Source organism: Nostoc sp. CENA543 (genome assembly GCF_002896875.1).
Taxonomy (GTDB): domain Bacteria; phylum Cyanobacteriota; class Cyanobacteriia; order Cyanobacteriales; family Nostocaceae; genus Trichormus.
Map to the genome: position 1 here is coordinate 1,604,463 of NZ_CP023278.1, position 24,815 is coordinate 1,629,277.

At 41.3% G+C, this 24,815-nt stretch carries 24 protein-coding genes; 13 read left to right on the plus strand and 11 right to left on the minus strand.

Annotation, left to right across the window (positions count from 1 at the left end; genetic code table 11):
* Positions 1-49 precede the first annotated feature (49 nt).
* From CLI64_RS06720 to CLI64_RS06730, 3 genes are all read left to right on the plus strand, one after another.
* Entirely contained in the window at positions 50-787 is a 738-nt protein-coding gene (locus tag CLI64_RS06720) for a hypothetical protein (RefSeq protein ID WP_192881689.1), read from the plus strand.
* Positions 788-918: 131 nt separating this feature from the next.
* On the plus strand, positions 919-1,686 hold the full coding sequence (locus tag CLI64_RS06725) for a DUF1350 family protein (protein ID WP_103136482.1): 768 nt from the start codon (positions 919-921) through the stop codon (positions 1,684-1,686).
* Between the two features lie 317 nt (positions 1,687-2,003).
* Positions 2,004-3,140 (plus strand): PP2C family protein-serine/threonine phosphatase, encoded by a 1,137-nt coding sequence (locus CLI64_RS06730; RefSeq protein WP_103136483.1) that lies wholly within the window; start codon positions 2,004-2,006, stop codon positions 3,138-3,140.
* Here the strand turns inward: CLI64_RS06730 and CLI64_RS06735 are convergent.
* The 4 genes from CLI64_RS06735 to CLI64_RS06750 all read right to left on the minus strand — a co-directional run bounded on the left by CLI64_RS06735 (position 3,137) and on the right by CLI64_RS06750 (position 5,848).
* Positions 3,137-3,463 (minus strand): STAS domain-containing protein, encoded by a 327-nt coding sequence (locus tag CLI64_RS06735; RefSeq protein WP_103136484.1) that lies wholly within the window; start codon positions 3,461-3,463, stop codon positions 3,137-3,139. The two genes, CLI64_RS06730 and CLI64_RS06735, sit on opposite strands and share 4 nt — an antisense overlap.
* A 710-nt stretch (positions 3,464-4,173) precedes the next feature.
* Entirely contained in the window at positions 4,174-4,839 is a 666-nt protein-coding gene (grpE, locus tag CLI64_RS06740) for a nucleotide exchange factor GrpE (protein WP_103136485.1), read from the minus strand.
* An 87-nt stretch (positions 4,840-4,926) separates the two neighbouring features.
* Positions 4,927-5,418: a Dps family protein gene (locus CLI64_RS06745; RefSeq protein WP_103136486.1), complete on the minus strand. Its 492-nt coding sequence runs from the start codon at positions 5,416-5,418 to the stop codon at positions 4,927-4,929.
* A 166-nt stretch (positions 5,419-5,584) separates the two neighbouring features.
* Positions 5,585-5,848, minus strand: coding sequence for a ParB N-terminal domain-containing protein (locus CLI64_RS06750; protein WP_103140624.1), 264 nt, complete (start codon positions 5,846-5,848; stop codon positions 5,585-5,587).
* 114 nt (positions 5,849-5,962) lie between these two features.
* On the opposite strand from CLI64_RS06750, the gene CLI64_RS06755 reads away from it, so the two are divergent.
* On the plus strand, positions 5,963-7,627 hold the full coding sequence (locus tag CLI64_RS06755; protein WP_103140625.1) for a SpoIID/LytB domain-containing protein: 1,665 nt from the start codon (positions 5,963-5,965) through the stop codon (positions 7,625-7,627).
* 272 nt (positions 7,628-7,899) lie between these two features.
* Here CLI64_RS06755 and CLI64_RS06760 read toward each other — a convergent pair whose 3' ends face one another.
* Positions 7,900-8,199 carry a ferredoxin gene (locus CLI64_RS06760; RefSeq protein ID WP_103136487.1) on the minus strand — a complete coding sequence of 100 codons (300 nt, stop codon included), beginning with the start codon at positions 8,197-8,199 and terminating at the stop codon, positions 7,900-7,902.
* A gap of 325 nt (positions 8,200-8,524) precedes the next feature.
* Here CLI64_RS06760 and CLI64_RS06765 point away from each other — a divergent pair, with 325 nt between their 5' ends.
* From CLI64_RS06765 to CLI64_RS06795, 6 genes are all read left to right on the plus strand, one after another.
* Complete coding sequence (locus CLI64_RS06765) at positions 8,525-9,541, plus strand: Gfo/Idh/MocA family protein (RefSeq protein WP_103136488.1); 1,017 nt, start codon at positions 8,525-8,527, stop codon at positions 9,539-9,541.
* Positions 9,538-10,299, plus strand: a complete 762-nt coding sequence (map, locus tag CLI64_RS06770; protein WP_103136489.1) for a type I methionyl aminopeptidase — start codon at positions 9,538-9,540, stop codon at positions 10,297-10,299. The genes CLI64_RS06765 and map overlap by 4 nt, the downstream gene beginning before the upstream one ends.
* A gap of 250 nt (positions 10,300-10,549) precedes the next feature.
* The gene (locus tag CLI64_RS06775) at positions 10,550-11,197 is read left to right on the plus strand and encodes a histidine phosphatase family protein (RefSeq protein ID WP_103136490.1); all 648 of its coding nucleotides are present in this window, start codon (positions 10,550-10,552) and stop codon (positions 11,195-11,197) included.
* Positions 11,198-11,523: 326 nt separating this feature from the next.
* Positions 11,524-12,549 (plus strand): glucokinase, encoded by a 1,026-nt coding sequence (locus CLI64_RS06780; RefSeq protein ID WP_103136491.1) that lies wholly within the window; start codon positions 11,524-11,526, stop codon positions 12,547-12,549.
* A 44-nt stretch (positions 12,550-12,593) separates the two neighbouring features.
* Complete coding sequence (locus CLI64_RS06785) at positions 12,594-13,262, plus strand: hypothetical protein (RefSeq protein ID WP_103136492.1); 669 nt, start codon at positions 12,594-12,596, stop codon at positions 13,260-13,262.
* Positions 13,263-13,681: 419 nt separating this feature from the next.
* Complete coding sequence (locus CLI64_RS06795) at positions 13,682-14,860, plus strand: phosphoserine transaminase (protein ID WP_103136493.1); 1,179 nt, start codon at positions 13,682-13,684, stop codon at positions 14,858-14,860.
* 122 nt (positions 14,861-14,982) lie between these two features.
* Here the strand turns inward: CLI64_RS06795 and CLI64_RS06800 are convergent, their stop codons facing one another.
* The 4 genes from CLI64_RS06800 to CLI64_RS06815 form a co-directional block, all read right to left on the minus strand.
* On the minus strand, positions 14,983-15,633 hold the full coding sequence (locus CLI64_RS06800; protein WP_103136494.1) for a cyclopropane-fatty-acyl-phospholipid synthase family protein: 651 nt from the start codon (positions 15,631-15,633) through the stop codon (positions 14,983-14,985).
* A 211-nt stretch (positions 15,634-15,844) separates the two neighbouring features.
* Positions 15,845-17,203, minus strand: coding sequence for an APC family permease (locus tag CLI64_RS06805; protein ID WP_103136495.1), 1,359 nt, complete (start codon positions 17,201-17,203; stop codon positions 15,845-15,847).
* 625 nt (positions 17,204-17,828) lie between these two features.
* Positions 17,829-18,431: a hypothetical protein gene (locus CLI64_RS06810; protein ID WP_103136496.1), complete on the minus strand. Its 603-nt coding sequence runs from the start codon at positions 18,429-18,431 to the stop codon at positions 17,829-17,831.
* A gap of 62 nt (positions 18,432-18,493) precedes the next feature.
* Positions 18,494-19,060, minus strand: a complete 567-nt coding sequence (locus tag CLI64_RS06815) for a DUF6658 family protein (protein ID WP_103140626.1) — start codon at positions 19,058-19,060, stop codon at positions 18,494-18,496.
* A 749-nt stretch (positions 19,061-19,809) separates the two neighbouring features.
* On the opposite strand from CLI64_RS06815, the gene CLI64_RS06820 reads away from it, so the two are divergent.
* On the plus strand, positions 19,810-20,724 hold the full coding sequence (locus CLI64_RS06820) for a YbhN family protein (protein WP_103136497.1): 915 nt from the start codon (positions 19,810-19,812) through the stop codon (positions 20,722-20,724).
* Between the two features lie 182 nt (positions 20,725-20,906).
* Here the strand turns inward: CLI64_RS06820 and gorA are convergent, their stop codons facing one another.
* Together gorA and CLI64_RS06830 are read right to left on the minus strand one after the other, a co-directional pair.
* Positions 20,907-22,259: a glutathione-disulfide reductase gene (gene gorA, locus CLI64_RS06825; RefSeq protein WP_103136498.1), complete on the minus strand. Its 1,353-nt coding sequence runs from the start codon at positions 22,257-22,259 to the stop codon at positions 20,907-20,909.
* 450 nt (positions 22,260-22,709) lie between these two features.
* Positions 22,710-23,282, minus strand: coding sequence for a peroxiredoxin (locus CLI64_RS06830; RefSeq protein ID WP_103136499.1), 573 nt, complete (start codon positions 23,280-23,282; stop codon positions 22,710-22,712).
* 221 nt (positions 23,283-23,503) lie between these two features.
* Here CLI64_RS06830 and CLI64_RS06835 point away from each other — a divergent pair, with 221 nt between their 5' ends.
* Both CLI64_RS06835 and CLI64_RS06840 read left to right on the plus strand, forming a co-directional pair.
* The gene (locus tag CLI64_RS06835; protein WP_103136500.1) at positions 23,504-23,920 is read left to right on the plus strand and encodes a Fur family transcriptional regulator; all 417 of its coding nucleotides are present in this window, start codon (positions 23,504-23,506) and stop codon (positions 23,918-23,920) included.
* A 131-nt stretch (positions 23,921-24,051) separates the two neighbouring features.
* Complete coding sequence (locus CLI64_RS06840) at positions 24,052-24,810, plus strand: Uma2 family endonuclease (protein ID WP_103136501.1); 759 nt, start codon at positions 24,052-24,054, stop codon at positions 24,808-24,810.
* The last annotated feature ends 5 nt before the right edge of the window (positions 24,811-24,815 follow it).

A 24,815-nucleotide genomic window follows, 5' to 3' on the forward strand; every position in this document is an offset into this window, starting at 1 on the left:
TATAACTTTGGTTGCTATATTGTATGAAATAATCACTATCCTAGTGAAAATGGGGAAAACTGTGCGTAATGATTTGCAAGGCTTAGAGATTAGTCAAAAGGAACTACAAAAGTTAACTAATTTGCCTGTGAAGGATGAACTGGTCATCATCATTAATCCCTTAAAAGAGATAGGTAAGACTATTGTCCAAAAAATTAAAGGTTCGGAAGGGGCTACAGTCCTTTTTATAAGCTTTTCTATCGCTGTCTTGACCTATTTAATACTAGATGTTTTGATTAAGCTATTTGCTAATTGGATTAGCATTCCGGCGTGGATGTTATTAATAATACTATGTTTTCTGGGCGGAGTAATTACACAATGTAGTCTATATTACTGGTGGCAAAAAAGACTCAAAAATCTCAAAGGAAGTATGACGCATTCACTGCAAATTCTTTTAAATGATGTTGATAGATATAATGCTGTAATTAAAGCTATAGATATTAATGATCAAATAGAAGATGCTGGCAATCCAGAAGTGAATATTAAAGAAAGATCAAAAGTAATTGCGGCGTTGAAACTCACAAGAGACGATTTAGTCAGAGCTTTAAAAACAGAAAGAATTTTGCGAGAAAATAAAAACTTTATTCTGGGTAATACAGAATTATTTGTGAATAATTTAGCGACTTTAGCTGCGATGCAAGTTACAGAACAAGCAACTGAGCATGGCAAATTATTAAATGAAGCATTGCAGATTGCTTTAGATGTGCAGCAGGAAATGAAAAGTTTACAAAGTCAAACTAGGGACTAGGAAATTAAAAAGGCTATAATCGCAGGGAGCGTAGAGCAACGTGGTCTTTTAATGTTGTTTGCTTGTGCTGCATCATTCACCCAGTAAGGTCTAACATAAATTAAGTGTGATTAGAGCGATCGCCTACAGGCATGGATTGGAAAGAAATTAGAGGAAACTGGGTATTGATTCCCCCAAACCCCGTGGGTATCATTCATTTCTTGGGAGGTGCATTTGTAGCTACCGCACCTCACCTCACTTATCGATGGCTACTAGAACAAATAGCAGCTAAAGGATATGTGATTATCGCTACACCTTTTGTTAACACTTTAGATCATATTGCGATCGCCAAAACTGTACTACTCAATTTTGATCGCACCATAGAAAGATTGAGTGACTCTGGCGCACTCCGCAAAGCTTATCTCCCCGCCTATGGACTAGGACATAGTATGGGTTGTAAACTGCATTTGCTCATCGGTAGTCTATTTCCCGTCGAACGCGCAGGTAATATTTTAATATCTTTCAATAACTACGCCGCCAAAGATGCTATTCCCCTAGTGGAACAGTTTAATTCAGCGTTGACGATTGAATTTACCCCTTCACCCTTAGAAACCAACAAAATAGTCCAAGAAGGTTATCAAGTCCGGCGTAATTTACTCATTAAATTTCAGAATGATAACCTCGACCAATCAACCGTTTTAACCAAAATCTTAAAGGCGCGCTTTCCTGAGATGGTGACAGCGCAAATCCTCCCAGGAAATCACACCACACCACTAGGACAAGACATCAAATGGCAAACCGGCTCATCCTTCACCCCTTTAGATGCTCTAGGACAGTGGTTTCGACAAGAAGTATATCGTGACCTCAACCAGTTAAAGAACTCCCTGCTGTTGTGGTTGAATCCCCTTTCGCCACCGTAGGGATTGGGGACTGGGGATTGGGGACTGGGGACAAGGGAGACAAGGGAGACAAGGAAGACAAGGGAGAGCAGGGGAAGAGAAACTAATGACTAATGACTAATGACTAATGACTAATGACTAATGACTAATGACTAATGACTAATGACTATTGACTATTGACCATTGACCATTGACCAAATTTGATTCAAGCGATGGATAATTAGATATGGTGAGTATTATTTTTCTAGAGATAATACTTATCCACATATTAATCTTGACAATATTTTTAATTTCTATTGGTAATAACTAACTATTAATAACCTTGTCCATAACCACCGATGTTCAAAATACTTGTCATTGATGATGATCTATCTATCCAGATACTACTTAAAAGAATCTTACAAAAACAGGGTTATGAGGTAGTTGCTGTTAATAATGGTGAAGAAGGAGTCGCTCAAGCTGTAGCTCATCATCCAGCTTTAATTATTTGTGATTGGATTATGCCAGGCTTGAATGGACTGGAAGTTTGTCACCGCATCAAAAATGACCCTAATCTATCAACTACCTTCTTTATTTTACTAACATCTCTTGATTCGGTAGCCGATCGCGTCAAAGGTTTAGATGCTGGTGCTGATGACTTTATCACTAAACCGATTGAACAACACGAATTGAAAGCTAGAGTGAGAGCAGGTTTGAGACTACATCAAGCAAGTCGAGATTTGCAAACTCAAAAACTGCTTTTAGAAGAACAACTAACGGAAGCGGCTGAATATGTGCGATCGCTGCTTCCAGAACCGATGAGTCAACCTTTCACCATCAATTCTCGATTTATTCCCTCTCGTCAACTAGGTGGCGATTGTTTTGATTACTACTGGCTAGATAATGAGGCGATCGCCATTTATCTACTAGACACAGCAGGCCACGGACTCAAAGCCACACTCCCTTCTATTTCTGTCCTCAATCTTTTACGTTCACGCGCGCTTAAAGGACTCAATTACTATCAACCTAGTGATGTCCTCAAAGCTTTAAATGAAACATTTCAAATGAATTATCAAAATGATAAATATTTTACTATTTGGTATGGAGTTTATAACCGAGTTACACGACAATTAACTTACGCAAGTGCTGGACACCCACCCGCAATTCTTATATCTGGAACATCCCCAACTAGCAATGAAGTTCAAATTTTAAGAACTCCTGGGATGCCAGTTGGTATGTTTCCAGAAGCACAGTATATTGATGCTTCCTGCTATGTTAAAAAATTCAGTAGTCTTTATATTTTTAGTGATGGAGCTTACGAAATCACTAAATCAGATGGCACAGTCTGGAATCTAGACGCTTTTGTCCAGATTCTTACTAGTATCCACCATACTGCTGATTATCAACTCGATCACGTATTAAATTACCTCACAGCTTTAAACCCTAAAGAAGCTTTTGAAGATGATTTATCAATTCTGCAAATCAAATTTGATTAGCTTCTAGATAGAATCGCTGCGTGAAATTCATCTTGATTTTTAAAAATTTCAAATACACTATCCATACCAGTTAATTCAAATAAAATTCTAACTTGCTCATTAATAGAACAAAGAAATAACTTCGTACCTGCGGCTCTTAGGGTTTTGAAAGCTAATACTAATGATCCCAAAGCTGAACTATCCATAAAAGTTACTTCTTGACAGTCAACTAAAACAATTTTTGCCCCACTGTCCACAAGATGGGTAATATTTTCTCTTAATTCTAAAGAGTTAGTAGTATTGATAATTCCAGAGAGTTTAACAACCTGTACTTCTTGATTCATTGTTTTTTACCAAAGTGCTGCCTATGTAAAGTGAAAATTTGCCAATATTATATAGCAAGTAGCTACATGGCTGGAGAAGAACTTAGTAGCCTCAAAGTATAAGTTAACTTCTCAATAATAATCTCTCATAATTTAAACTAATTTAAAACACAACTTATGATAGATAAATTATATTTTAAAAAAGCATAGTACCTAAATTTAGAAATCTCAAATGAGAGAGAAGATAATTCTAATGCTTAGTTAAGTCTTGAGAATTAGAAATATATTTTACTTTTATATAATTTGTAGCAATCAACTCCTTTTTACTCATTTGTCTCAGTAAGAGATATGAAGATAACTTAATTTCCTGATCAAATTTTGTATCTCTTGTGCCAAAATGATATTATCTCTATAAAAAGTTTGAAAACTAAAGCTAAAAATTCATAGATTGCTGGAATTTTTAGACGAAACCAACATCCAAAAGTGATCTGAAGTCAAAACACTACAGATAGATCGTCTTGATAGTGCAGATTTTCATCCTCGGTAGTGATATCTGTAGGTTCAGTAAGTGACTCATTGGCTTCTTGTCCTTTGCCATACGCGAATTCCTATTGATAAGCTCTTTAACTTCTGATACCGCTATTTAGATACACCACTATTATCTAGTATTCCCAATATCTTCTATTTTCAATCGGTGGCATGAGGTAAATTAGGGAACTGTTGACGGTTAACTAAACTGGGCTGACTTTAGCTCGATATAGTAACTTATCACCTTGGATATAGCCTGTGTAGCGAATTCTGACTATTTCTCCTGGTTGAGCAGTTCCTTCTAATAATTGGTGTAGTTGGGGGTTATATGGTAACTCTGCGCCTACGGGTGCGATCGCTTCGATTCCCCACGCCTGTAATAATTTTTCTAGAGGCTTTTCTACTAGAGGTAAAATCTTCACTGCTGCTAATTGGTGATTTTCTTGAGCCTTGTGGGCAGCTGTCGGCCATTGTAACAACAAAGATTCCAGCAGTTGTAAACTCGACTGCTGGAACTCTTGCAGCAAAACTTCTCGCTGCTGTTCTAGTTGTAATTGCGATCGCTCGTATTCTTTTCTTAAATCAGCTAGTTCTTGGGGGTTGGGGACTGGGGACTGGGGATTGGGGATTGGGTATTGGGGATTGGGGATTGGGATTAAAAAAGTGGCTACAAATTCATTTAAGGGAATTTGTAGCACTTGGGATAATTTCAGCAGTACATCTAATCGCATCTGTTCTAGTGCGCCTTGTCGTAACCGTAATATCTGCCGTTCAGAGACACCAGCCGCACGACTCAAGGCTTTGAAACTAGAAATACCTACCCGTTGCATTAAATCTTGCAACTCAGGAGTGCGATCGCAGTTAGACATAGGGATTGGGAGTGGGTACTAGGGATCAGGGATAGGGAAAAACAATAGAAAAATTCTACCTTTTTCCCAATACCCAGTCCCCAGTCCCTACTCTTCCAACAAACTTCTCAACATCCAAGCAGTTTTTTCATGCACTTGCATCCGTTGAGTCAACAAATCGGCGGTAGGTTCGTCGTTAACTTCATCCACCACAGGGAAAATTGAACGCGCAGTTCTCACTACGGCTTCTTGTCCTTCCACTAGAAGCTTAATCATATCAGTGGCTTTAGGTACACCAGGAGTTTCCGGTATAGAACTGAGCTTGGCGTATTCACTATAAGTTCCAGGTGCAGGATAACCCAAAGCCCTGATTCTTTCAGCAATTAAATCCACTGCCAAAGCTAACTCTGTATATTGAGTCTCAAACATTAAATGTAATGTTTGGAACATTGGCCCTGTAACATTCCAATGGAAATTATGAGTTTTGAGATACAGTGTATAGGTGTCGGCTAATAATCGAGACAAACCTTCCGCAATCTTAGCTCTATTGGCATCATCTATGCCGATATTGACATTTTTAATTGTTGTTCCAGAAGACATGAATTTTCTCCTATTTGAGTAATTATGGATTAGGGCATTGGCAATTGAGAATGGGGCATGGGGCATTGGCATCGGGTATGAAATAAAGATTACCGGATCAAAGTTAAATTCAGCATATTAATACTGTTCTTTCCCCATTCCCTATTCCCCAGTCCCCAGTCCCCAATCACGCCAGGTGCATTTTCAAAACACTACGGGGTGCTTTCCGAACTCTCGCTAAAATTGTTTCTTTTCCTAAACGTTGGCAGGCTTCATACCGATGACAACCAGAAAAGCCATAATATTGTCCATCTACTTCTAGAACATCTATGGGTTCTTGCTGTCCAATCGCCGCAATTGATTCCATTAAGGCTTGTACTTTGTTGGGATCGTTGCCACGGGGCAAAGGACGATGAATTTGATTTAATGGAATTTCTTGTATCCTAACCATGAGGAGTTGACCCACTAAATTCTGTTTCGTATCTCTAAATAAATCATACTCATTATGACTTCGTTTTGCAAGTAGTGCAGAAGCAAAACCGATAAGGGTATTATGGAATCGCCCATGCGACAAAAACACCACGCCACAAAGCCAATGTCAAAACTGCTGCCAAGCAGGGATGTAAAGAATCGGAGAACCAGAGGCAATAACTTCTGGCGTTTTTCCTTGACTGTGCTGATGACTTTTAGTTTGTTGGGATTAACGGGCGCATCAGGTACTCAAGACAAAGTTAAGGACTTAGATTTGAGAGTTGGGATTGTACAGAGATTTGGTGCAGAACCGACGGACAAACTGCAATTAGAACCGACAAAAGACGATCGCTTACAACTGAAATTTTTAGATGGTAATCAAAATCGTACTGTAATGACAACCAAACCAGTCCAACTGGAAGTTGTCATGCAGCAATTACCCAGCCCAGCGATCGCAGAGGTGGTAGTTTTAGGAACATACCGCACTTATGAAACGGCAGAAGATAGTGCCAACCAATGGCGAAAGCAGGGAATTGAAGTAGAAATTGCCCAGCCGGAACGTTGGCAAGTCTGGGCTAAACGAGATGTGTATAACACTCCCTTACTACGACGCTTGTTATTTCAGGCGATAAAATCGCAGGGAAATCAACTAGCATATTTAGATACTCAAGTTGCTGCCAAAGTACCGCAAGTCAATTGGGTAGTCAACGGGGAAAGCTATAGGTTCAAAAATGTAGAGATTAGTACAGCTAAAAACCTAATTCGGGTAAAAAGTGGGAAAAAACTAGATACGACTCGCGTTTACGCTGGTAAAATTCAATTTCAGCCCAACGCTTACGGTACATACACTCTCGTTAATCAAGTCCCCTTAGAAATTTACCTACGTGGTGTAGTTCCGCACGAAATTGGCACTGATGCACCAAAAGCAGCAATGGAAGCCCAAGCAATTTTAGCTCGGACTTACGCTTTAAGAAATCTCCGCAGATTTGCCGTAGATAATTATGAATTATGCGCTAGTACCCACTGTCAAGTTTATTACGGGCTAACAGGAGCGACCAATAAAACCGATCAGGCGATCGCTACTACTAAAGGGATGGTGTTAACCTATAAAAATCAGCTAGTAGATGCCCTCTATTCTTCTACTACTGGCGGTGTGACAGCTTACTTTAGCGATGTTTGGAATGGTGAAGATCGTCCTTACTTGCGTCCGGTTGTCGATACACCGACAAATTTATGGGACTTATCCAAGCAAAATCTCGCCGACGAACAAAACTTCCAGAAATTTATTAGCCTCAAGCAAGGTTTTAACGAAAGCAAATGGGATGTATTTCGCTGGTACAAAGAATCATCATTAGACAGAATCATCCCAGACTTACAAAAATTCTTGCAAGCTAAAAATAGCCCCTACGCCTCATTTAAAACCATTGACGCTATGTCTATAACCAAACGCAGCCGCAGTGGGCGAATTCTGGAACTAGCAGTGAAAACAGATATTGGTACTTTCACTCTCCACAAAGATGAAGTGCGTAGTGCCTTTGCTGCACCTAGAAGTACCCTATTTTACATAGTACCACTCAATAAAGGTGAACCAGAATTGTGGGGTTATGCTTTTGTAGGTGGTGGATTAGGACACGGAGTGGGTTTGAGTCAGACAGGAGCGCAAAATCTAGCCAAATTAGGCTGGAATAACGAGAAAATTTTGCAGTTTTATTATCCTGGGACAGAACTTAAAGCACTTAGCCCAGAAATCAAATTTTAATCAAAGGAGAAGAAAGACAAGCCTTGTCGGTGACTATGGGTGAATTAATCCTAATAGGGAGTCAGAATTTCAGAATAATGATCTGCGATCGGCTAGAGCCTCTTATAGTTATGGTGAATCGCTATTAATTAGCGAAGTCAACAACAAGTTTTCTGATTAGCAACAGACTTCATCCTCACAGGGGGTGGAGTCATTTTATAGCGATAGCCAACTCGCAGGCTATTCTGAATACAAGATTCTGACCCCTTGGATAATTCTGAGATATCTAACTCTTAGTAGAGTTCTTCTTCTTTGTGAGTTTCGATGGTGACATCAGAGGTAGGATATGCAACACAGGTCAGTACATATCCAGCTTGAATTTGATCATCATCCAAGAAAGATTGATCAGATTGGTCTACGGTACCGGAAACTAACTTACCTGCACAGGTGGAACAAGCACCAGCACGGCAGGAGTAGGGCAAATCAATACCTGCTTCTTCAGCAGCATCTAAAATGTAAGTATCGTCTTCAACATCAATTGTTGTGTTGATACCTTCAGCTTCACTGATCAATGTAACTTTGTAAGTTGCCATTTTAGTAGTCCTCTCTTGTGCGAACGGCAGTATTCAATTTATCCCAAAGCAACGCTAACAGCTTTTCTGATGTAAATAAGCTGTTGTTTAAAATTTGCTTCAATTCTGATACTACGGGAAAATTTAAAGTATGTAACCAGAAATCACACACGATTAGTAATGAGATTTAGTTAGTAGATAACAATAAGTTTTGTTTATATCTTGCGGATGCAATATCTCTAGCAATAGTCAATAGTTATTAGTCATTAGTCATTAGCTTTTCTACCCCTGTTCTCCCTTGTCTCCCTTGTCCTCAGTCCCGAATCCCCAGCAACCCCTAGATTTTATGTATAATGCAAAAGCAGCTTTGGGAAAAGCAAAAGTGCGTGTGGGTTTAGTTGGTACAGGATATGCAGCAAAACTACGAGCAGAGGCTCTACTGCAAGATCAACGTTCAGATTTAGTTGCAGTTGCGGGAAATACTTTAGAAAGAACGCAAACCTTTGCTAAAGACTACCAAACAGAGGCGATCGCCCCTTGGCAAGATTTGATAAAAAGAGAAGATATAGAGCTAGTAGTGATCTCTACAATTAATAGTGAGCATGGAGCGATCGCCCGTGCCGCACTTCTAGCAGGTAAACACGTAGTTGTAGAATATCCCTTGGCCATTGATTTGGCTGAAGCTGAAGAATTGCTGGCTTTAGCAAAAACGCAAAAAAAATTACTCCACGTTGAACATATTGAGCTTCTAGGCGGACTGCACCAAGCCTTAAAGCAAAATATAGACAAGGTAGGGCATTTATTCTACGTCCGCTACAGCACGATTAACCCCCAAAACCCTGCCCCCCGCAAATGGACATATAATCATAATCAGTTTGGGTTTCCTTTAATTGGCGCGCTCTCTCGTTTACATCGGCTGACAGATTTATTTGGTGAGGTTTTTTCTGTCAACTCTCATCAAAGATTTTGGGAAATAGAATCAGACTATTACCAAACTTGCTTTTGTATGACACAAATTTGCTTTCAGAGTGGTTTATTAGCTCAAATAATTTACGGCAAAGGTGAAACTTTGTGGCAGTATGAACGTAAATTTGAGGTTCATGGCGAAAACGGCGGTTTAATTTTTGATGGGGATACGGGATTGTTTATTCAACATGGGCAAACTACAGCTATCGAGGTGGGAACTCGTTGGGGTTTGTTTGCCAAAGATACGAAAATGGTGTTAGACCATTTATTTGACGGTACACCTTTGTACGTCACTCCAGAGGAAAGCTTGTATACCCTCAAAGTGGCTGATGCTGCAAAAAGAGCCGCAGAAACTGGCTTAACTATATTTCTTACAAATCAATCAAGTAGAAAATGAAAACAGAGATAATTGTTATTTTATCCCAAAGAGAAATAGAAAAAATGCGCCAGGCAGGACGCTTGGCTGCTCAACTCTTGCAGCATTTAGAGCCATTGGTCAAACCAGGAGTTACCACCCTAGAACTCAACGACGAAGCCGAACGGTGGACACAAGCACAGGGAGCAAAAAGCGCGCCTTTGGGCTATAAAGGCTTTCCTAAATCAATTTGCACCAGTGTTAATGAAGTCATTTGTCATGGTATTCCCAATGCCAAGCAGGTTCTCAAAGAAGGTGACATCATTAACATCGATGTGACACCGATTGTAGACGGCTATCACGGTGATACATCGAAAACTTTTATTGTTGGTAGTGCATCTCCCAAAGTACAGAAACTAGTGGAAGTTACAGAAAAGTGCCTGCATTTAGGGATTGCAGAAGTTAAACCAGGGGCGCGCATTGGTGACATTGGCGCAGCAATTCAAGAGTACGCTGAGGGAGAGGGCTTTTCTGTAGTGCGTGATTTTGTCGGACATGGTATCAGCCATATTTTCCACACAGCACCGGATGTTCCCCATTATGGTGTCAGAGATAAAGGTAAACGCCTGCGTCCTGGAATGGTATTTACTATTGAGCCGATGATTAATGAAGGTACTTACGAAGTAGAAATGCTCAACGACGGTTGGACAGCCGTCACACGCGATCGCAAATTATCAGCACAATTTGAGCATACCGTAGCTGTCACAGAAGACGGCGTAGAAATTCTGACTCTGCCTTGATAGTCAATAGTCAATAGTCATTAGTCAATAGTCATTAGTCATTAGTCATTAGTCATTAGTCATTAGTCATTAGTTCTTCTCCCCTGCCCCCTGCCCAGTCCCCAGTCCCCAGTCCCCAGTCCCCAATCCCCAACCAAAAGAAATATTACAGAAAGTTACAAAATTTATCTTATATTGGGTTTGCACCTGTATTTTCAGGTGTCTATTTTGATGTAGATGCGGATTAATTTCGCCTTAATTTATAAAACCCATGACTCAAATAGTTTGGATCGCAAGACACGCTAACCGTCTTGACTTTGTAAACCCCGATTGGTTTCTCACCGCAGAACGACGCTACGATCCACCCCTGTCTGAAGATGGTTTTGTACAAGCCAAGCAGCTAGCGAGGCGATTAAAAAACGAAAATATCTCTCATATTTTTGCTTCTCCGTTTCTCCGAACGGTGCAAACTGCTAATGCTGTAGCAGAAGCTTTAGACTTGCCTATTAAACTAGAGACAGGGTTGAGTGAATGGCTAAATCCGGCTTGGATGACAGAAGAACCCGAAAGACTGTCAATATCAGCCCTTGTAGAATTATTTCCTAGAATTGACACTAGTTACACACCGCGCATTGCGGCCAAATATCCTGAAACTCATGAACAGGTACGCGCCCGTTCAGGACAAACAGCCAGATGTTTAGCAACAGAGTTCTTCCCAGATGATATTTTGCTAGTAGCACACGGTGCTTCTGTATTAGGGGGCGCAATGGGATTAGTTGGGGAGATTGCCAAAAGTGAAGTTAAAGCCTCCTTATGTTCTCTAGTCAAAGTCGTGCGTCAAGAACCTGAATGGTTGTTAGAACTAAAAGGAGACACCAGCCATTTAACTCAGGTAGAGGAAGTCATTCGCTTTGCTTAGGTTGGGGATTGGGGACTGGGGACTAGGGACAAGGTAGACAAGGTAGACAAGGTGGATATTTCTTCACTCAGCACTGGCTAAACGCCACGCTATCGCTAACAGCACTCAAATCAATTCAAAATTCAAAATTCAAAATTCAAAATTAAAGAATTGATTACTAAATACTCAGCACTCACCACTCAGCACGGGCTAAACGCCCCGCTTCCGCTAACAGCACTCAAATCAATTCAAAATTCAAAATTCAAAATTCAAAATTAAAGAATTGATTACTAAATACTCAGCACTCACCACTCAGCACTCACTACTCACTACTCACTTACTGATTTATGACTTTACTATTAGCAGGAGATATTGGCGGGACTAAGACTATTTTGCGTTTGGTGGAAATATCAGACGCATCTGAGTTACAGACTATTCATGAGGCAATTTACCGCAGTGGGGATTTTCCTGATTTGGTGCCGATAGTGCAGCAATTTTTACTTAATGCTAATGCAGGTACACCGGAAAAGGCTTGTTTTGCGATCGCTGGCCCCGTGGTTAACAATACTGCTAAACTCACTAATCTAGCTTGGTTCTTAGATACAGAACGCCTCGCACAAGAATTGAGTATTCCTCTCATTTCTCTTATTAATGACTTTGCGGCTGTCGGTTATGGCATTTTTGGCTTGAGTAAACAAGATTTGCTGACTTTGCAAGTAGGTAAACACCAACAAGAAGCACCGATTGCAATTATTGGGGCTGGGACTGGTTTAGGACAAGGATTTTTAATTAAACAGGGGAATTACTATCAAGTCTTTCCGTCAGAAGGGGGACACGCCGATTTTGCGCCACGTAATGAGTTAGAGTTTCAATTATTAAAATATCTGCTGGATAAACATGATATTCAGCGTGTGTCTGTGGAAAGGGTAGTATCTGGACAGGGGATTGTGGCGATTTATCAATTTTTGCGCGATCGCTATCACACTACTGAATCCCCAGAAATCGCCCAAATTGTTCGTACCTGGGAACAACAAGCCGGACAATCAGAAAAAACCGTTGATCCTGGTGCAGCCATTGGGAAAGCAGCAGTGCAAGGAAGCGATCGCCTCTGTCAACAAACTTTGCAAATATTTATCGATGCTTACGGTGCAGAAGCCGGAAATCTCGCCCTCAAACTCTTACCCTACGGTGGCTTGTACATTGCTGGTGGTATTGCCTCCAAAATCTTACCTTTGATACAAAATGGCAATTTCCTCTTAAATTTCACCCAAAAAGGCAGAATGCGTTCCTTGTTAGAAGAAATACCAGTGCATATCATTCTCAATCCACAAGTTGGACTAATAGGTGCTGCTTTGTGTGCTGCTAGGTTATAACAGCTACATCATCAGTGTATTAGCATCTTGTGAATGCCAAAACCATGACACTTAGAGTTTTGTTCTCATTCCTAGCCGCCACCTTAATTTGTGGCGGATCTGTAATTGTAGACGCAAGCCAGCCTAAACGCCCGACTGTATCAGCCAAAAGAGTAGCAGTAGCACGCAAAAAAACCACTGTTGCACCTGCTAAAACTTCCGTTTTACTGAAAAAAACCACTACTACCCAACCAGTACAACCCCAGTGGAAGCCATTCACATCCCCAGATGGGCGTTTTACTGTATTAATGCCAGGAATTCCCAAACAGGAATCCCAAACCCAAAAAACGCACATGGGGGAAATCGACTTACAAATATTTGCGGCTCAACCACCTAAACAAGAAGTAGCCTATCTAGTGGTATACAATGATTTTCCTCATAGTTATGCCCAAATTAATAACCCACAAGAAATCTTGAATGATGTGCAAGCGATGGCGTTAAAAACTACTCAAAGTAATTTGCTCAATCATCGCAATATTCGTAGTTCTAATGGTCATCCCGGCAGAGAATTCGCCTATATTAACGCAGGGGGGAAAATCACTAGAACTAGAATTTATCTAGCAGAAGGGCGTTTATATCAAGTAATGGCAATAACTACCAAAAAGCAACAAAGGAATTTATCTAAAACAATTACAGGATACCTCAACTCTTTTCAGATAGTTCTGAAAAAGTAAGTGTACGCCGTGTGAGACTTTCGCTTTGAGTGGTGTTAGCGGAAGCGGGGCGTTTAGCCCGTGCTGAGTGGGTGAGTGCTGAGTAATGAGTGCTGAGTAATGAGTGCTGAGTAGTGTTAGCGGAAGCGGGGCGTTAGCCCGTGCTGTTAGCGGTAGCGGGTTTAGCCGGTAGTGAGTCAAGAAATAAATTCTGCCTTGTCTCCCTTGTCTCCCTTGTCTGCCTTGTCTCCCTTGTCTGCCTTGTCTCCCTTGTCTCCCTTGTCCCCAATCCCCAATCCCCAGTCCCCAATCCCAATGAAAAGGGGACTGCTTCCTTACTTCGTGGAATCTAGTCCACAAAGTTTGCAACAATACCCCAGATATCCGGTAATGTAGTATCTACATCATTACTAGCTACTTCATAAGCAACTGCTGCAACCATGTCAGAGTCTCTTACTCCCCCCACAATTAAACCCCAAAATCCCAATTTTTCTTCTGGCCCTTGCGCCAAGCGTCCAGGTTGGTCTGTAACTAATTTGCAAAATGCTTGTTTGGGTCGTTCCCACAGATCAGAAGATGGTAAAGCTAAATTAACTGAAGCAATTGAACGTTCTAAAAAAATTCTCGGTCTACCTGCTGATTATCGCTTGGGTATTGTTCCCGCATCTGATACCGGTGCGGTAGAAATGGCTTTATGGTCACTACTCGGACAGCGACCCCTTGATATCCTGGCTTGGGAAAGTTTCGGTCAGGAATGGGTGAAAGATGTCGTAGATGAATTGAAATTGTCTGATGTCCGTCTCATGAAAGCACCCTATGGCAGTTTAACCAATTTAGAGGAAGTGGATTTTAGCCATGATGTGGTGTTTTTGTGGAATGGGACAACATCTGGTGTGAGAGTTCCCAATGGGGATTGGATTCCCGATGACCGTCAAGGGTTGACCATTTGTGATGCTACATCTGCGGTATTCGCGATGGATATCCCTTGGGAAAAAATCGATGTGCTGACATATTCTTGGCAAAAAGTTTTAGGTGGGGAAGCGCAACACGGTGTAGTTGTTCTCTCACCCCGCGCTGTAGAAAGACTGGAAAGTTATCAACCAGCTTGGCCGATTCCCAAAATTTTCCGCCTCACCCAAAAAGGGAAACTCATTGAAGGTGTTTTTAAAGGAGATACCATCAACACACCATCAATGTTGTGTGTAGAAGATGTCATAGATGCTTTAGTTTGGGCAGAAAGTATTGGCGGACTCTCCGGCTTAATTAGTCGCAGTGAAGCGAATTTGGCAGCAATTAGCAAATGGGTGGAACAAAGCAGTTGGGCGGATTTCTTGGCAGAGAAACCAGAAACTCGTTCTTGTACTTCGATTTGTTTAAAAATTGTGGATGCTGGATTTACTAGCCTCAGCACAGAAGACCAAGCGAAATTTGCCAAAAAAATGGCGAAGCTTTTAGAAAAACAACAAATTGCTTATGATATTGCTCCCTATCGCGCTGCACCCCCAGGACTGAGAATTTGGGGAGGTGCTACGGTAGAAACTGCTGATATTGAAGCATTACTTCCTTGGTTAGATTGGGCATATACTTCTGTAAAAGCTGAATTTGCAGTAGCGGCTTAACGTAGGGGTGCAGGGGTTTAGGGGTTTAGGGGTGTGAGGGAAGATAGAAAATATATAATGTTTTCACTTACGCCCTTAAATTACGCCCTTAAAACCCTACAACCCTTACCTCTAAATTCGTTCTAGTTGCGTAAATTAGCGGGAATTTGTTCTGGAATCACCCAATAGTAGATAGTTTTGCCATCTACTTGTAATGTCTTTTCGGGTTTCCAATCTCCCATATCAAAGGCATGGGAAACTACCCTTGTGCCAGGTTTAAGTTCTCTGAAAAGTTTAGGACGTAGTTTGAGGTTGATTTCAGGTAACAGGTAGAGTGTAACTACTGTGGCGTTACTCAAGTCAGTATTAAACAAGTCTTGTTGAATAAACTGTACTTTATCGGTTACTCCGGCTTGTTGGGCATTGGCGTTAGCTTCTTGGATACGTTCTGGACTAATATCTATGCCAATGCCTTTTGTACCGTATTTTTGGGCGGCTGTATTGACAATCCGACCGTCACCACTACCTAAGTCGTACAGCACATCATTTTTATTAACTTGCGCTACTTCTAGCATGGCATCTACTACAGGTTGTGGAGTCGGGACATAGGGAACATCAGCCGGACGTTCTTGGGGTTGTGTCTGAGCTAATGTTTCAGTTTGACCTGTTAATGTGGGTGCAGAAGGCTGTGCTTGTGCATCTAAATTTTGCGCTGGGGTTGTGCATCCCACAAGACCAACATTAGCAAAACTTACGCTAGCAACAACGAGCAGTAACATTTTTTGCAACTTCATAAAAAATAACCTCCAATGAAAATTGTGAATTTTGAACAAAAGAGCCGCTAAGGGGCTTCCAACTAAAAAAATATAGTCGCGGTGATGAGCAGGGAGCAGGGGGGCAGGGGGCAGGGAGAAAAAGAAATTATTTCACTCAGCACCGGCTAAACGCCGCGCTACCGCTAACAGCACACAGCACTCATTACTCAGCACTCATTACTCAGCACTCTCAGATCTGACGTTGGCGGTAGCGATTCCAAACTAAAAACGGTATCCCTGCTGCTACCACTAACACCCCTGCGATCGCTCCTACGTTGGTATAAACTAAGCTGGAGTAAAGCAGGTAGCCACACACAACACAAAAGAGTAATGGTGTCAAAGGATAAAACGGCACATTAAAGGGGCGTGTTATCTGTGGTTCTCTGTATCGCAGCACTAGCAAGGAAATACCAGAAAGTAGGAAAAAGAACCAAAATACAGGCGCGGTGTAATCTACCATTGTTTCAAACCCTTTGCGGGTGAGTGTGCCTAATAAAACCAGTCCCAAGGCGATCGCCGCCTGTACAATTAACGCAGAGGTGGGAGTGCTGGGGAGTTGTTGCCAACGTCCCATAAAACTAAATAGAGGAAAATCTTTGGCGAGAGCGTAATTAGTCCGCGCCCCAGTGAAAATTGTGGCGTTAATAGCTCCCAAGGTGGAAATTGCAATTAAGAAACTAATAAACCAAGCTCCAGTTTCCCCGGCTATGGAGCGCATTAAATCGGCGGCTACAGCTTCGGACTGTGCCATGTTGGTTAATCCTAAGCCGCGCAGGTAAGCCCAATTGATTAGTAGGTAAATGGCGGTGATTATCCCAATACTCCACAATAGCGATCGCAATATGTTGCGCCTTCTATTTTGGATTTCTGCGGAAATATACGCCGCTTCGTTCCAACCACCGTAAGATAGCAACACAAACACCATTGCTAACCCCCAATTACCTGTAGTAGTGGTTTCTAGCGTTACCCTAGAGGCATTTGTGGCAAATAACCCAAACATGACTACTAGTAACAACCCTAAAACTTTGGCTACAGATAGTAAGTTTTGTGTCCATTTACCTTGTCTTAAACCCACCAGATTCAAGGCTGTTAACAGTGCAATGACTCCGGCTGCATATATAGAGGATGAAAATGCGCCTAATCGCCACAATTGGGTAGCATAATCACCAAAAACGAAAGCGAGGAGAGTAATAGAACCAGTTTGAATGACTGTGAGTCGCGCCCAAGCAAACAAAAAGGCCAGCGATCGCCCAAACGCCCTTTTAAGATAAAAATAGACCCCACCCACGTCAGGATAGGTTGTTGCTAACTCTGCATAACACAACGCACCGATAATTGATACTAAACCCCCAGCTAGCCACAACAGCAATACAGTAATATCATTTCCTGCTTGACTTGCTACTAATGCAGGAGTTTCAAAAATACCTGCACCAATCACAATACCTACAATTAAAGCCACTGCATCTGGTAATCTTAACAACGGCTTAGGTGTTGCCACATCTGTAGCCTGTACTCCCTCCAGTACAATGTTTTCTGTAGGTCTACTCACATTAGCTCCTTACTTTGAGAGTTTCAGGGAACACGACTAGACTTTGCCATACTTCAAAGTCTATGAAGATGAAAAGCAAAGTTTTCATCAAAAAGCCCAGGGTAATTTTTAGGTAATCACTGAATATCAGCACGATTTTTTGGCATTTTTGACATTAAAAGTAAATGGGACTGAGGAGTAGTGTCTTTGGTGTGGGTAACAGAGGAGTGTTTGATCAGTCCCATATCTTAAATTTTTATAAAAAAATATGACACAAAAATGATAAACACAAAATAAATCACTTTTTTTTTGATTTTTTTGATAAAAAATAATCTTTTTATTCCCTGTTTTTTAATTTGTATAATCCACAAGATAGTTGCCAAAAATCTAGTTTTATCCCTAGTGAAATTCCGTATTAAATAGAAAGAACTCCGGTTTCAAGATTGTTTAATCTAAACCGGAGTTCTTTTTTACAAGTCGCGGAGAGGAGCAGCGAATTAGTTTTATTTCCCCCTGCCCTTCGGGTTCGCAGTCGCTCATGGGGGAAACCCCCTTCTCTACGAGAGGCTACCGCCAACGCGAAGCCTCTCGTAGAGAAGACCGCGCTGTCTCACCCCCTGCCCATATCTTTTTCACTAGAAGCCCGTTATCTAATTTCCCTCGCTGTACGGGAGACTGTATCAGTTGCATCTTCAGCTTGTTGCTGAATGTTACGACCAATATCTGCTGCTCCACGCTGAACATTTTTCGCTGCATCTTCAGCAGCATTTTGGGTGTTTTGTTTGAGGTTTTCAAACCCGCGTTGAGTTCCTTTGACTAAACCTCTACGCACTTCTTCTGCTGAACTACCCACATCTTCACCTAAATTTTTGACTCTTTCATCAAAAGGTGTACCTTGGCGATAATTGCGGGCATATTGTTCTGTGCTATCAATACCTTTTTGTTCCACATTTCTTTTAGCCATGTCTCGCAAAGCCTTAGCTTTGGCTTCTGCGGCTTTTTCATCGGCTCTAGCTCTAGGATCTACATCGCTAAAGTTGTTCATTCCACTTTGGGGTGCATTCAGAGGATAGCTTTTTGTGGGATCATATCTTTCTATATTTGGAGATTGCGCGCTTGGTTGCGGTGGTTGTGCTGCAATAGTTGGACGGTTACAAGCTTGTGCTGTTAACAGGACAATCCCTGCTAGAAAAGCTGTCAATACTTTTAGAGGACGCAGACTTTTGAGCCAATTAATTAATCTTGTCATAGTTTTACTCCTGAGATTTTTGTAAGTTGACAATTTCGATGAATAAAAAGTATCAATTCATGCTATCTACCAACTGCGGGGTTCTTTTGCAGTTCAGGTCTTGCACTTGTTTCATCTGCTTTTTCTCGCAAAAAACCAGAAGCTTCTTTAATGTTTTCTTGGACTGTACCCACTCTTTCTTGAATTCGAGTCCCTACGTCCGGTTCACGCTGAATTAATCCACCTGGTTTTGGTTGTTTGTAATCTTCTTGAGTAATCAATGGTAGTTCTCCTTCTTTGAGAACTCTACCAGTGGGTGTTTCCGCACCAGGATAGAGCAATTCAGATTCTCTATTGGCTGCAATTAATATTGGTGCATTGCTGTGTAAACTAGCTTGGTTATTACTTTTATCTGTCTTGGGGTTGTTGATTTTTGGATCTGTAGACATCCGATATTTGGTGTAATTATCTCCCCCATTTTTATAGGGATTGTTCGCACCACCTGCTTGTACAGCAGGATTTTGCGGATTAGATCCTTGGGGATTGGCTTGACTACAAGCAGTGTTGAAAACTAACAATAGACCAGCCAAAAATACAGTTAACACTTGGCGAATTCGCAGCTTTTTCCATAAGGCTTTTAAATTATCCACCACTTCCTCCTTGAAAATAATCAACAGCTTTATTAGTTATTTACAAGCAATCAATAATTAACTATTTATATGCTGTTTGAGGACTTTGTTAGACTATTAAATTGACTAACAGTTTTTAATAGTAGGTGGTAGAAACTAGCTTTTCCTCTAGCGTAAGTCACATTATTTTGATGAAAAATGTATAATTACTATCTTACTAGGGAGAGATATCAGATAAATTGCGATAAAACGAGTGTAGATAAGTATAATTTATACTTTTTCGGAATAGGAAATCTGCAAATTCAAATTAAAGGTTTGTAATGTACCCCTGCACTCAAGCAAGCTATGCGTAGCGTCTAGTTGGCGCAGCCTATCATAGAGAAGAGAGAATTTTAGTTCTCTCTACGAGACGCTCCGCGAACAAAAAAGGACTAAAGTCCTGACTCCGAACTTAATCTTAGTGCTTCTACATTACTTAATATAGTTTGGTGGTTGCAAATCTTTCTACTTATTTAAATAATTAAAAGCTTTTTATTGGTTATGAAATATAAATTTTTCCAGTGTTGAACAACAAGAATTATGTTGTATGATATCAATTCACCCAAGTTTTGAAATATATCCCAACCCAGATATCGTTGTAAAAAACAGATTTCTTAATGGGTGAATTTTGTAGTTTTATTTTCCCATAGGGTATGTATGGATTTTGAATTGGTATGACTGATGTAGCATAGTATTTGAGATATTTAGCCTTGGGTGTTTTAGCTAGGTAAATGACTATTAAACTGAAGCAGATTCTACGTTGGGTAATTTTGGGGGCTACCTTAGTTTTTGTTGGTAAAGCCTTGCAAGATAACTGGTTGGAGGTGACGGCTATCCGCATTGATGAGGCGGGATGGTCAATTTTAGCGATCGCAACCGGTATTACTCTCTTAGCGCATACCTGGGCTGGTTGGATTTGGACTTGGATTCTCCAGGAATTGAAACAACCCGTACCAGCTACCAAATTTATTCAAGTTTACCTCAAAACTAACATCGCCAAATATTTACCGGGGAATGTGTGGCATCATTATGGGCGAATTGTCGCAGCCAAAAATGCTAATATCTCGGCTGGTGCAGCTACTCTCAGTGTTTTATTAGAACCTCTATTGATGGCGGCGGCGGCTTTAATTTTTGTGGTGTTATTCGGTAATCAATTTGCCGCTAACAACAATACTTTTATTCAACAGTTATTTAAAATATTTAGTTTAATAATTATTCTTGGTGCTATACATCCCCGATTTTTAAATCCAGTAATTAACTTATTGCATAAATTAAAAGTTAAAAAATCAGACAATAAATCAACTCCCAATGTCGGGATTCGTCGCTATCCCCTACGCCCCTTGTTAGGCGAAATGGCATTTTTAGGACTGCGGGGTTTAGGGTTTATCTTAACTCTATTTGCGATTATGCCCTTAAATTTTGGTCAAGTTCCTTTATTGTTGGGGGCTTTTAGTTTTTCGTGGCTGTTGGGGTTTATAGTTCCTGGTGCGCCTGGAGGTTTGGGTGTATTTGAAGCTACAGCGATCGCTCTTTTACAACATCGCTTTCCCTCCGGCGCAATTATTAGTGCGATCGCTTTATATCGTCTCATTAGCATCATCGCAGAAGTCGCCGGTGCTGTTTTGGCTTCCCTGGATGAGCGTTAGGCAAAAGGCAAAAGGCAAAAGGTAAAAGGCAAAACAAGAAAAGATTATTTTGCCTTAGTCCATTGCGAATTGCGTTAGCGTAACACTCCGTGGAAGCAAGCTACGCGGTAGCGTCTCTTAGAGAAGCGAGGCGGGAGCATCGTTGCGAATTGCGAATTGCGAATTGCGAATTGCGAATTGTTTTAACGCATGGTGACGAATTCTTCGGCGGAACTGGGATGAATCCCGACTGTGGCATCAAAATCAGCTTTTTTCGCACCCATTTTAACGGCAATTGCTACGCCTTGAATAATTTCAGCAGCATAATCGCCTACCATGTGCGCGCCCAAAACTTGGTCAGTTTCTTGATTGACAACTAACTTCATCATGGTTTTTTCTTCTTTACCTGCTAAGGTGTAGTACATGGGACGGAAACGAGAGCGATAAACTTTAATGCGATCGCTACCATATTTCTCAATGGCTTCTGCTTCTGTTAATCCCACTGTCGCCGCTTCGGGACTGGTAAAAATCGCTGTGGGAATATTTTCATAACTCATCACGCGCGATTTACCACCAAATACGGTATCAGCTAAGGCTCGGCCTTCATTAATTGCAACAGGAGTTAGTTGGAATTTACTAGTACAATCACCGACAGCATAAATATGCTCTTCCGCCGTGCGACTGTATTGATCAACTAAAATCATCCCCGCTTCATCTACTTTTACACCAGTATTTTCTAAGCCAATATTATCGGTGTTGGGTTTTCTTCCCAATGCCGCTAAACTGACTGCATCGGCTAGGATATTTTCTTCCTCATCTGTTTGAACTTTAACACTGACCCCATTATCTGTCTTTGTAATTTCGACAGTTTTGATATTATTAATAATTCTGATACCGTGGCGGATCATCCCTTCTTGAATTTCTGTCCGCAAATCGTCATCGAATCCACGCAGAATTTTATCTTGGCGAATTACTTGAATGACTTCTGTCCCTAAGCCATTTAAAATGCAAGCAAATTCACAGCCAATATAGCCACCACCAAGTATGACTATTCTTTTGGGTTGGGGATTCATATTAAACACATCATCAGAAATCAGTGCGTGTTCAATTCCTGGAACATCAGGACGGACTGGTGTTCCCCCCACCGCAATCAAGATTTTATCGGCGGTGACTTTAGTGTCACCAATTTCAATGGTATGACTATCAATAAATTTTGCTCGTCCCTGATATATCTGCACTTTGGAGTTATCTAACATTCTTTGATAGATACCATTGAGCCGCGTTACTTCATTATTAACGCGAGTAATCATCTCTTCCCAATTCAAAGAACTCTGCACAGGACTCCAACCATAGCCTTGTGCTTCTTCCATCGCACCAGGGAAGCGAGAAGCATAAACCATTAATTTTTTTGGTACGCAACCACGATTAACGCAAGTACCGCCGAGTCGATCAAACTCTGCAATTCCCACCTTTGCACCATATTCCGCCGCACGGCGCGCAGTAGCAATCCCACCTGAACCCGCACCAATTACAAATAAATCAAAATCGTAAGTCACGTTGTTTTGCTCCCAATTACAAATAAATTTAAGGCATAAGAAGAACAGGGTAAATAATTATAAAGTTTGTAGTAATAACTTTATTTCTCTCTGCGTTCTCTCCGAGAGGCTACGCCAACGCGTAGCGTGTCGTAGACAGACTTCCGCGAACAGAAAAGGACTAAAGTCCTTACTACGAACTAAATTCTAGGATTTTTACATTGTTGAACATAGTTTATTTTTTTCCAGTCGTTCTATTTAAGTTAAATGACAAATTAAGAATGAAATAGGCAAAGGAAGTAATCTACAGTCTAGCTTCCCTTGCCTAAAAACCAACAAGCGCAGAATCATGAACAATTAACAGTGGTAAGTGGTGTTAGCGGTAGCGCGGCGTTTAGCCGATACTGAGTGCGGAATTATTGTTTCTCTGCTTTCCCTACACCCTTACACCCTTACACCCCTATACCCTTATTAACCGACGAATGCTAAACGAGGTGCAACTTCTTTGGAACGTTCTACACCTTTGAGGTATGCCAAAACTGTATCTGCGTCGGAAACTTCAAAAGGATCGGTAGGACAGTTGTCTTCAAAGCCTGGTTCAATGAACATTTGTTCAATCTGTCCATCGTTGACAACCATTGCATAACGCCAAGACCGCATTCCAAAGCCGATGTTAGATTTATCTACTAACATTCCCATTTTACGGGTAAATTCGCCACTACCGTCAGGTAACAAGAAGACGTTCTTCGCGCCTTGTTGTTTACCCCATTGGAACATCACAAACGCATCATTTACTGATAAACAAATAATTTGATCAACGCCTAAAGCTTTGAATTCATCATATAGTTCTTCATAACGGGGCAGGTGAGTAGAAGAACAGGTGGGTGTAAAAGCCCCAGGTAAAGCAAATAAGACTACTTTTTTCCCGCCGAAAATTTCTTGAGTTGTGCGGTCTTGCCAACGGTAGGGATTAGGGCCAGGTACGGACTCATCTCTAACACGGGTTTTAAATACAACATCGGGAACGCGAGTAATAGCAGTCATAAATACCTCGTTTTTAGATGGAATAATTAAACTTTCGTCGCAGTTTGATTATTTTTATTGGTGTGTGTTGTTCACCTGTAAATCAGAATAATTCCAAGTTAGGAATTAGTAAATAGTTATAAATACTGATTTTTTATTTTTATTCTTAAGAAAGTTAAACTCTTAAAGGAGAAAGGTTATAATAGCGGTCTAGGCTTATTTACCTTGGTCAAGTAAATCCTATGCAGCAGCGAGCAGACGAAATTATCAAGACACTCAAAAGTAAAGGATTGCGAGTCACGCCACAAAGGTTCGCAGTCTATGCCAACCTGCTGGAGAGAACAGACCATCCTACCGTTGAGCAAATTTTGACGGATTTAAACAAAGATGCGCCAACCTCATCACAGGCTACAGTATATGCTGCGCTTCAGGCATTGCGTGAGGTTGGTTTAGTGCGAGAAGTGCTATTAGAAGAGGGTGTTTCCCGCTACGATGCCAATGTAGCCCCCCATCATCATTTCCGGTGTAAATGCTGTCGCACAATTGAAGACGTTCAATGGAATGCTTTCGGCAATATTGATTTAAGTCAACTGCGTTCAGGACTCAAAGCCGAAAGGTTTGAGGTGATAGTACAGGGAGTGTGCGATCGCTGTCAATGAGTTGGTCATGGGGTATGGGGCATGGGGCATGGGGTAAAATCTTCCCTACACCCCCATACCCTTACAGCCGTACACCCTTCTTTCACTTCCACTGATAAAATCAACATATATCTTGCGAAGGAATCAATCCTATGGAATATTCCATTGCTCTACCCCAGCTGCCAACAGCCGAAGAATTGCCCGATTCTGACGAGACACCTGTGGATAACGAACTGCAAAATCTGATTCCTAACTTACTGTTGGCTATTTTATCGGCGGTGTGGAGCGATGGGCTACGCCCCACCGGAGGTGATCGCCAGGATTGGTTTTTTGGGGTAGATATGGGTATCTACTATTTGCCGACTGCACCCCGAAAATCTATTGTTCCTGATGGTTTTTTGAGCTTGGGTGTAGAACGACGACGACAACAACGAGGTAGACTCAGTTACGTTTTATGGGAAGAAAACTGGATTCCGCCTATTTTGGTTGTTGAAGTTGTTTCTCAAACCTATGGTGGCGAATACGACACCAAAATGAGCAAATATCTGGATTTGGGCGTATTGTATTACGTCATCTATAATCCCGACTATTGGCAGCGAGATGATCACGCTCCCTTTGAAGTGTATAAACAAGTTAATGATGAGTTTGTTTTGCAATCGCAAGCACAGTTTTGGATACCGGAATTACAATTAGCAATTGGCGTGGATGTGGGTATCTACGGAGGCTGGGAAAGAGAATGGTTATTTTGGTTTAATCAGGATGGTGAGCGATTCCCCAGTCCCGATGAACGAGTAGAACAAGCCGAACAGCAAGCTCAACAGGCTCAACAGCAAGCTCAACAGGCTCAACAAGAGCTTGAAGACTTACGAAATCGACTCAAACAGCGCGGTATCGATCCCGATAGTTTTTAACAGTT

Excerpts from the sequence above, each read along its gene's own strand:
- CLI64_RS06720 (WP_192881689.1), top strand. The coding sequence starts at position 50 with ATGGGGAAAACTGTGCGTAATGATTTGCAAGGCTTAGAGATTAGTCAA.
- CLI64_RS06725 (WP_103136482.1), top strand. The coding sequence starts at position 919 with ATGGATTGGAAAGAAATTAGAGGAAACTGGGTATTGATTCCCCCAAAC.
- CLI64_RS06730 (WP_103136483.1), top strand. The coding sequence starts at position 2,004 with ATGTTCAAAATACTTGTCATTGATGATGATCTATCTATCCAGATACTA.
- CLI64_RS06735 (WP_103136484.1), bottom strand. The coding sequence starts at position 3,463 with ATGAATCAAGAAGTACAGGTTGTTAAACTCTCTGGAATTATCAATACT.
- grpE (WP_103136485.1), bottom strand. The coding sequence starts at position 4,839 with ATGTCTAACTGCGATCGCACTCCTGAGTTGCAAGATTTAATGCAACGG.
- CLI64_RS06745 (WP_103136486.1), bottom strand. The coding sequence starts at position 5,418 with ATGTCTTCTGGAACAACAATTAAAAATGTCAATATCGGCATAGATGAT.
- CLI64_RS06750 (WP_103140624.1), bottom strand. The coding sequence starts at position 5,848 with ATGGTTAGGATACAAGAAATTCCATTAAATCAAATTCATCGTCCTTTG.
- CLI64_RS06755 (WP_103140625.1), top strand. The coding sequence starts at position 5,963 with ATGCGACAAAAACACCACGCCACAAAGCCAATGTCAAAACTGCTGCCA.
- CLI64_RS06760 (WP_103136487.1), bottom strand. The coding sequence starts at position 8,199 with ATGGCAACTTACAAAGTTACATTGATCAGTGAAGCTGAAGGTATCAAC.
- CLI64_RS06765 (WP_103136488.1), top strand. The coding sequence starts at position 8,525 with ATGTATAATGCAAAAGCAGCTTTGGGAAAAGCAAAAGTGCGTGTGGGT.
- map (WP_103136489.1), top strand. The coding sequence starts at position 9,538 with ATGAAAACAGAGATAATTGTTATTTTATCCCAAAGAGAAATAGAAAAA.
- CLI64_RS06775 (WP_103136490.1), top strand. The coding sequence starts at position 10,550 with ATGACTCAAATAGTTTGGATCGCAAGACACGCTAACCGTCTTGACTTT.
- CLI64_RS06780 (WP_103136491.1), top strand. The coding sequence starts at position 11,524 with ATGACTTTACTATTAGCAGGAGATATTGGCGGGACTAAGACTATTTTG.
- CLI64_RS06785 (WP_103136492.1), top strand. The coding sequence starts at position 12,594 with ATGACACTTAGAGTTTTGTTCTCATTCCTAGCCGCCACCTTAATTTGT.
- CLI64_RS06795 (WP_103136493.1), top strand. The coding sequence starts at position 13,682 with ATGTCAGAGTCTCTTACTCCCCCCACAATTAAACCCCAAAATCCCAAT.
- CLI64_RS06800 (WP_103136494.1), bottom strand. The coding sequence starts at position 15,633 with ATGAAGTTGCAAAAAATGTTACTGCTCGTTGTTGCTAGCGTAAGTTTT.
- CLI64_RS06810 (WP_103136496.1), bottom strand. The coding sequence starts at position 18,431 with ATGACAAGATTAATTAATTGGCTCAAAAGTCTGCGTCCTCTAAAAGTA.
- CLI64_RS06820 (WP_103136497.1), top strand. The coding sequence starts at position 19,810 with ATGACTATTAAACTGAAGCAGATTCTACGTTGGGTAATTTTGGGGGCT.
- CLI64_RS06830 (WP_103136499.1), bottom strand. The coding sequence starts at position 23,282 with ATGACTGCTATTACTCGCGTTCCCGATGTTGTATTTAAAACCCGTGTT.
- CLI64_RS06835 (WP_103136500.1), top strand. The coding sequence starts at position 23,504 with ATGCAGCAGCGAGCAGACGAAATTATCAAGACACTCAAAAGTAAAGGA.
- CLI64_RS06840 (WP_103136501.1), top strand. The coding sequence starts at position 24,052 with ATGGAATATTCCATTGCTCTACCCCAGCTGCCAACAGCCGAAGAATTG.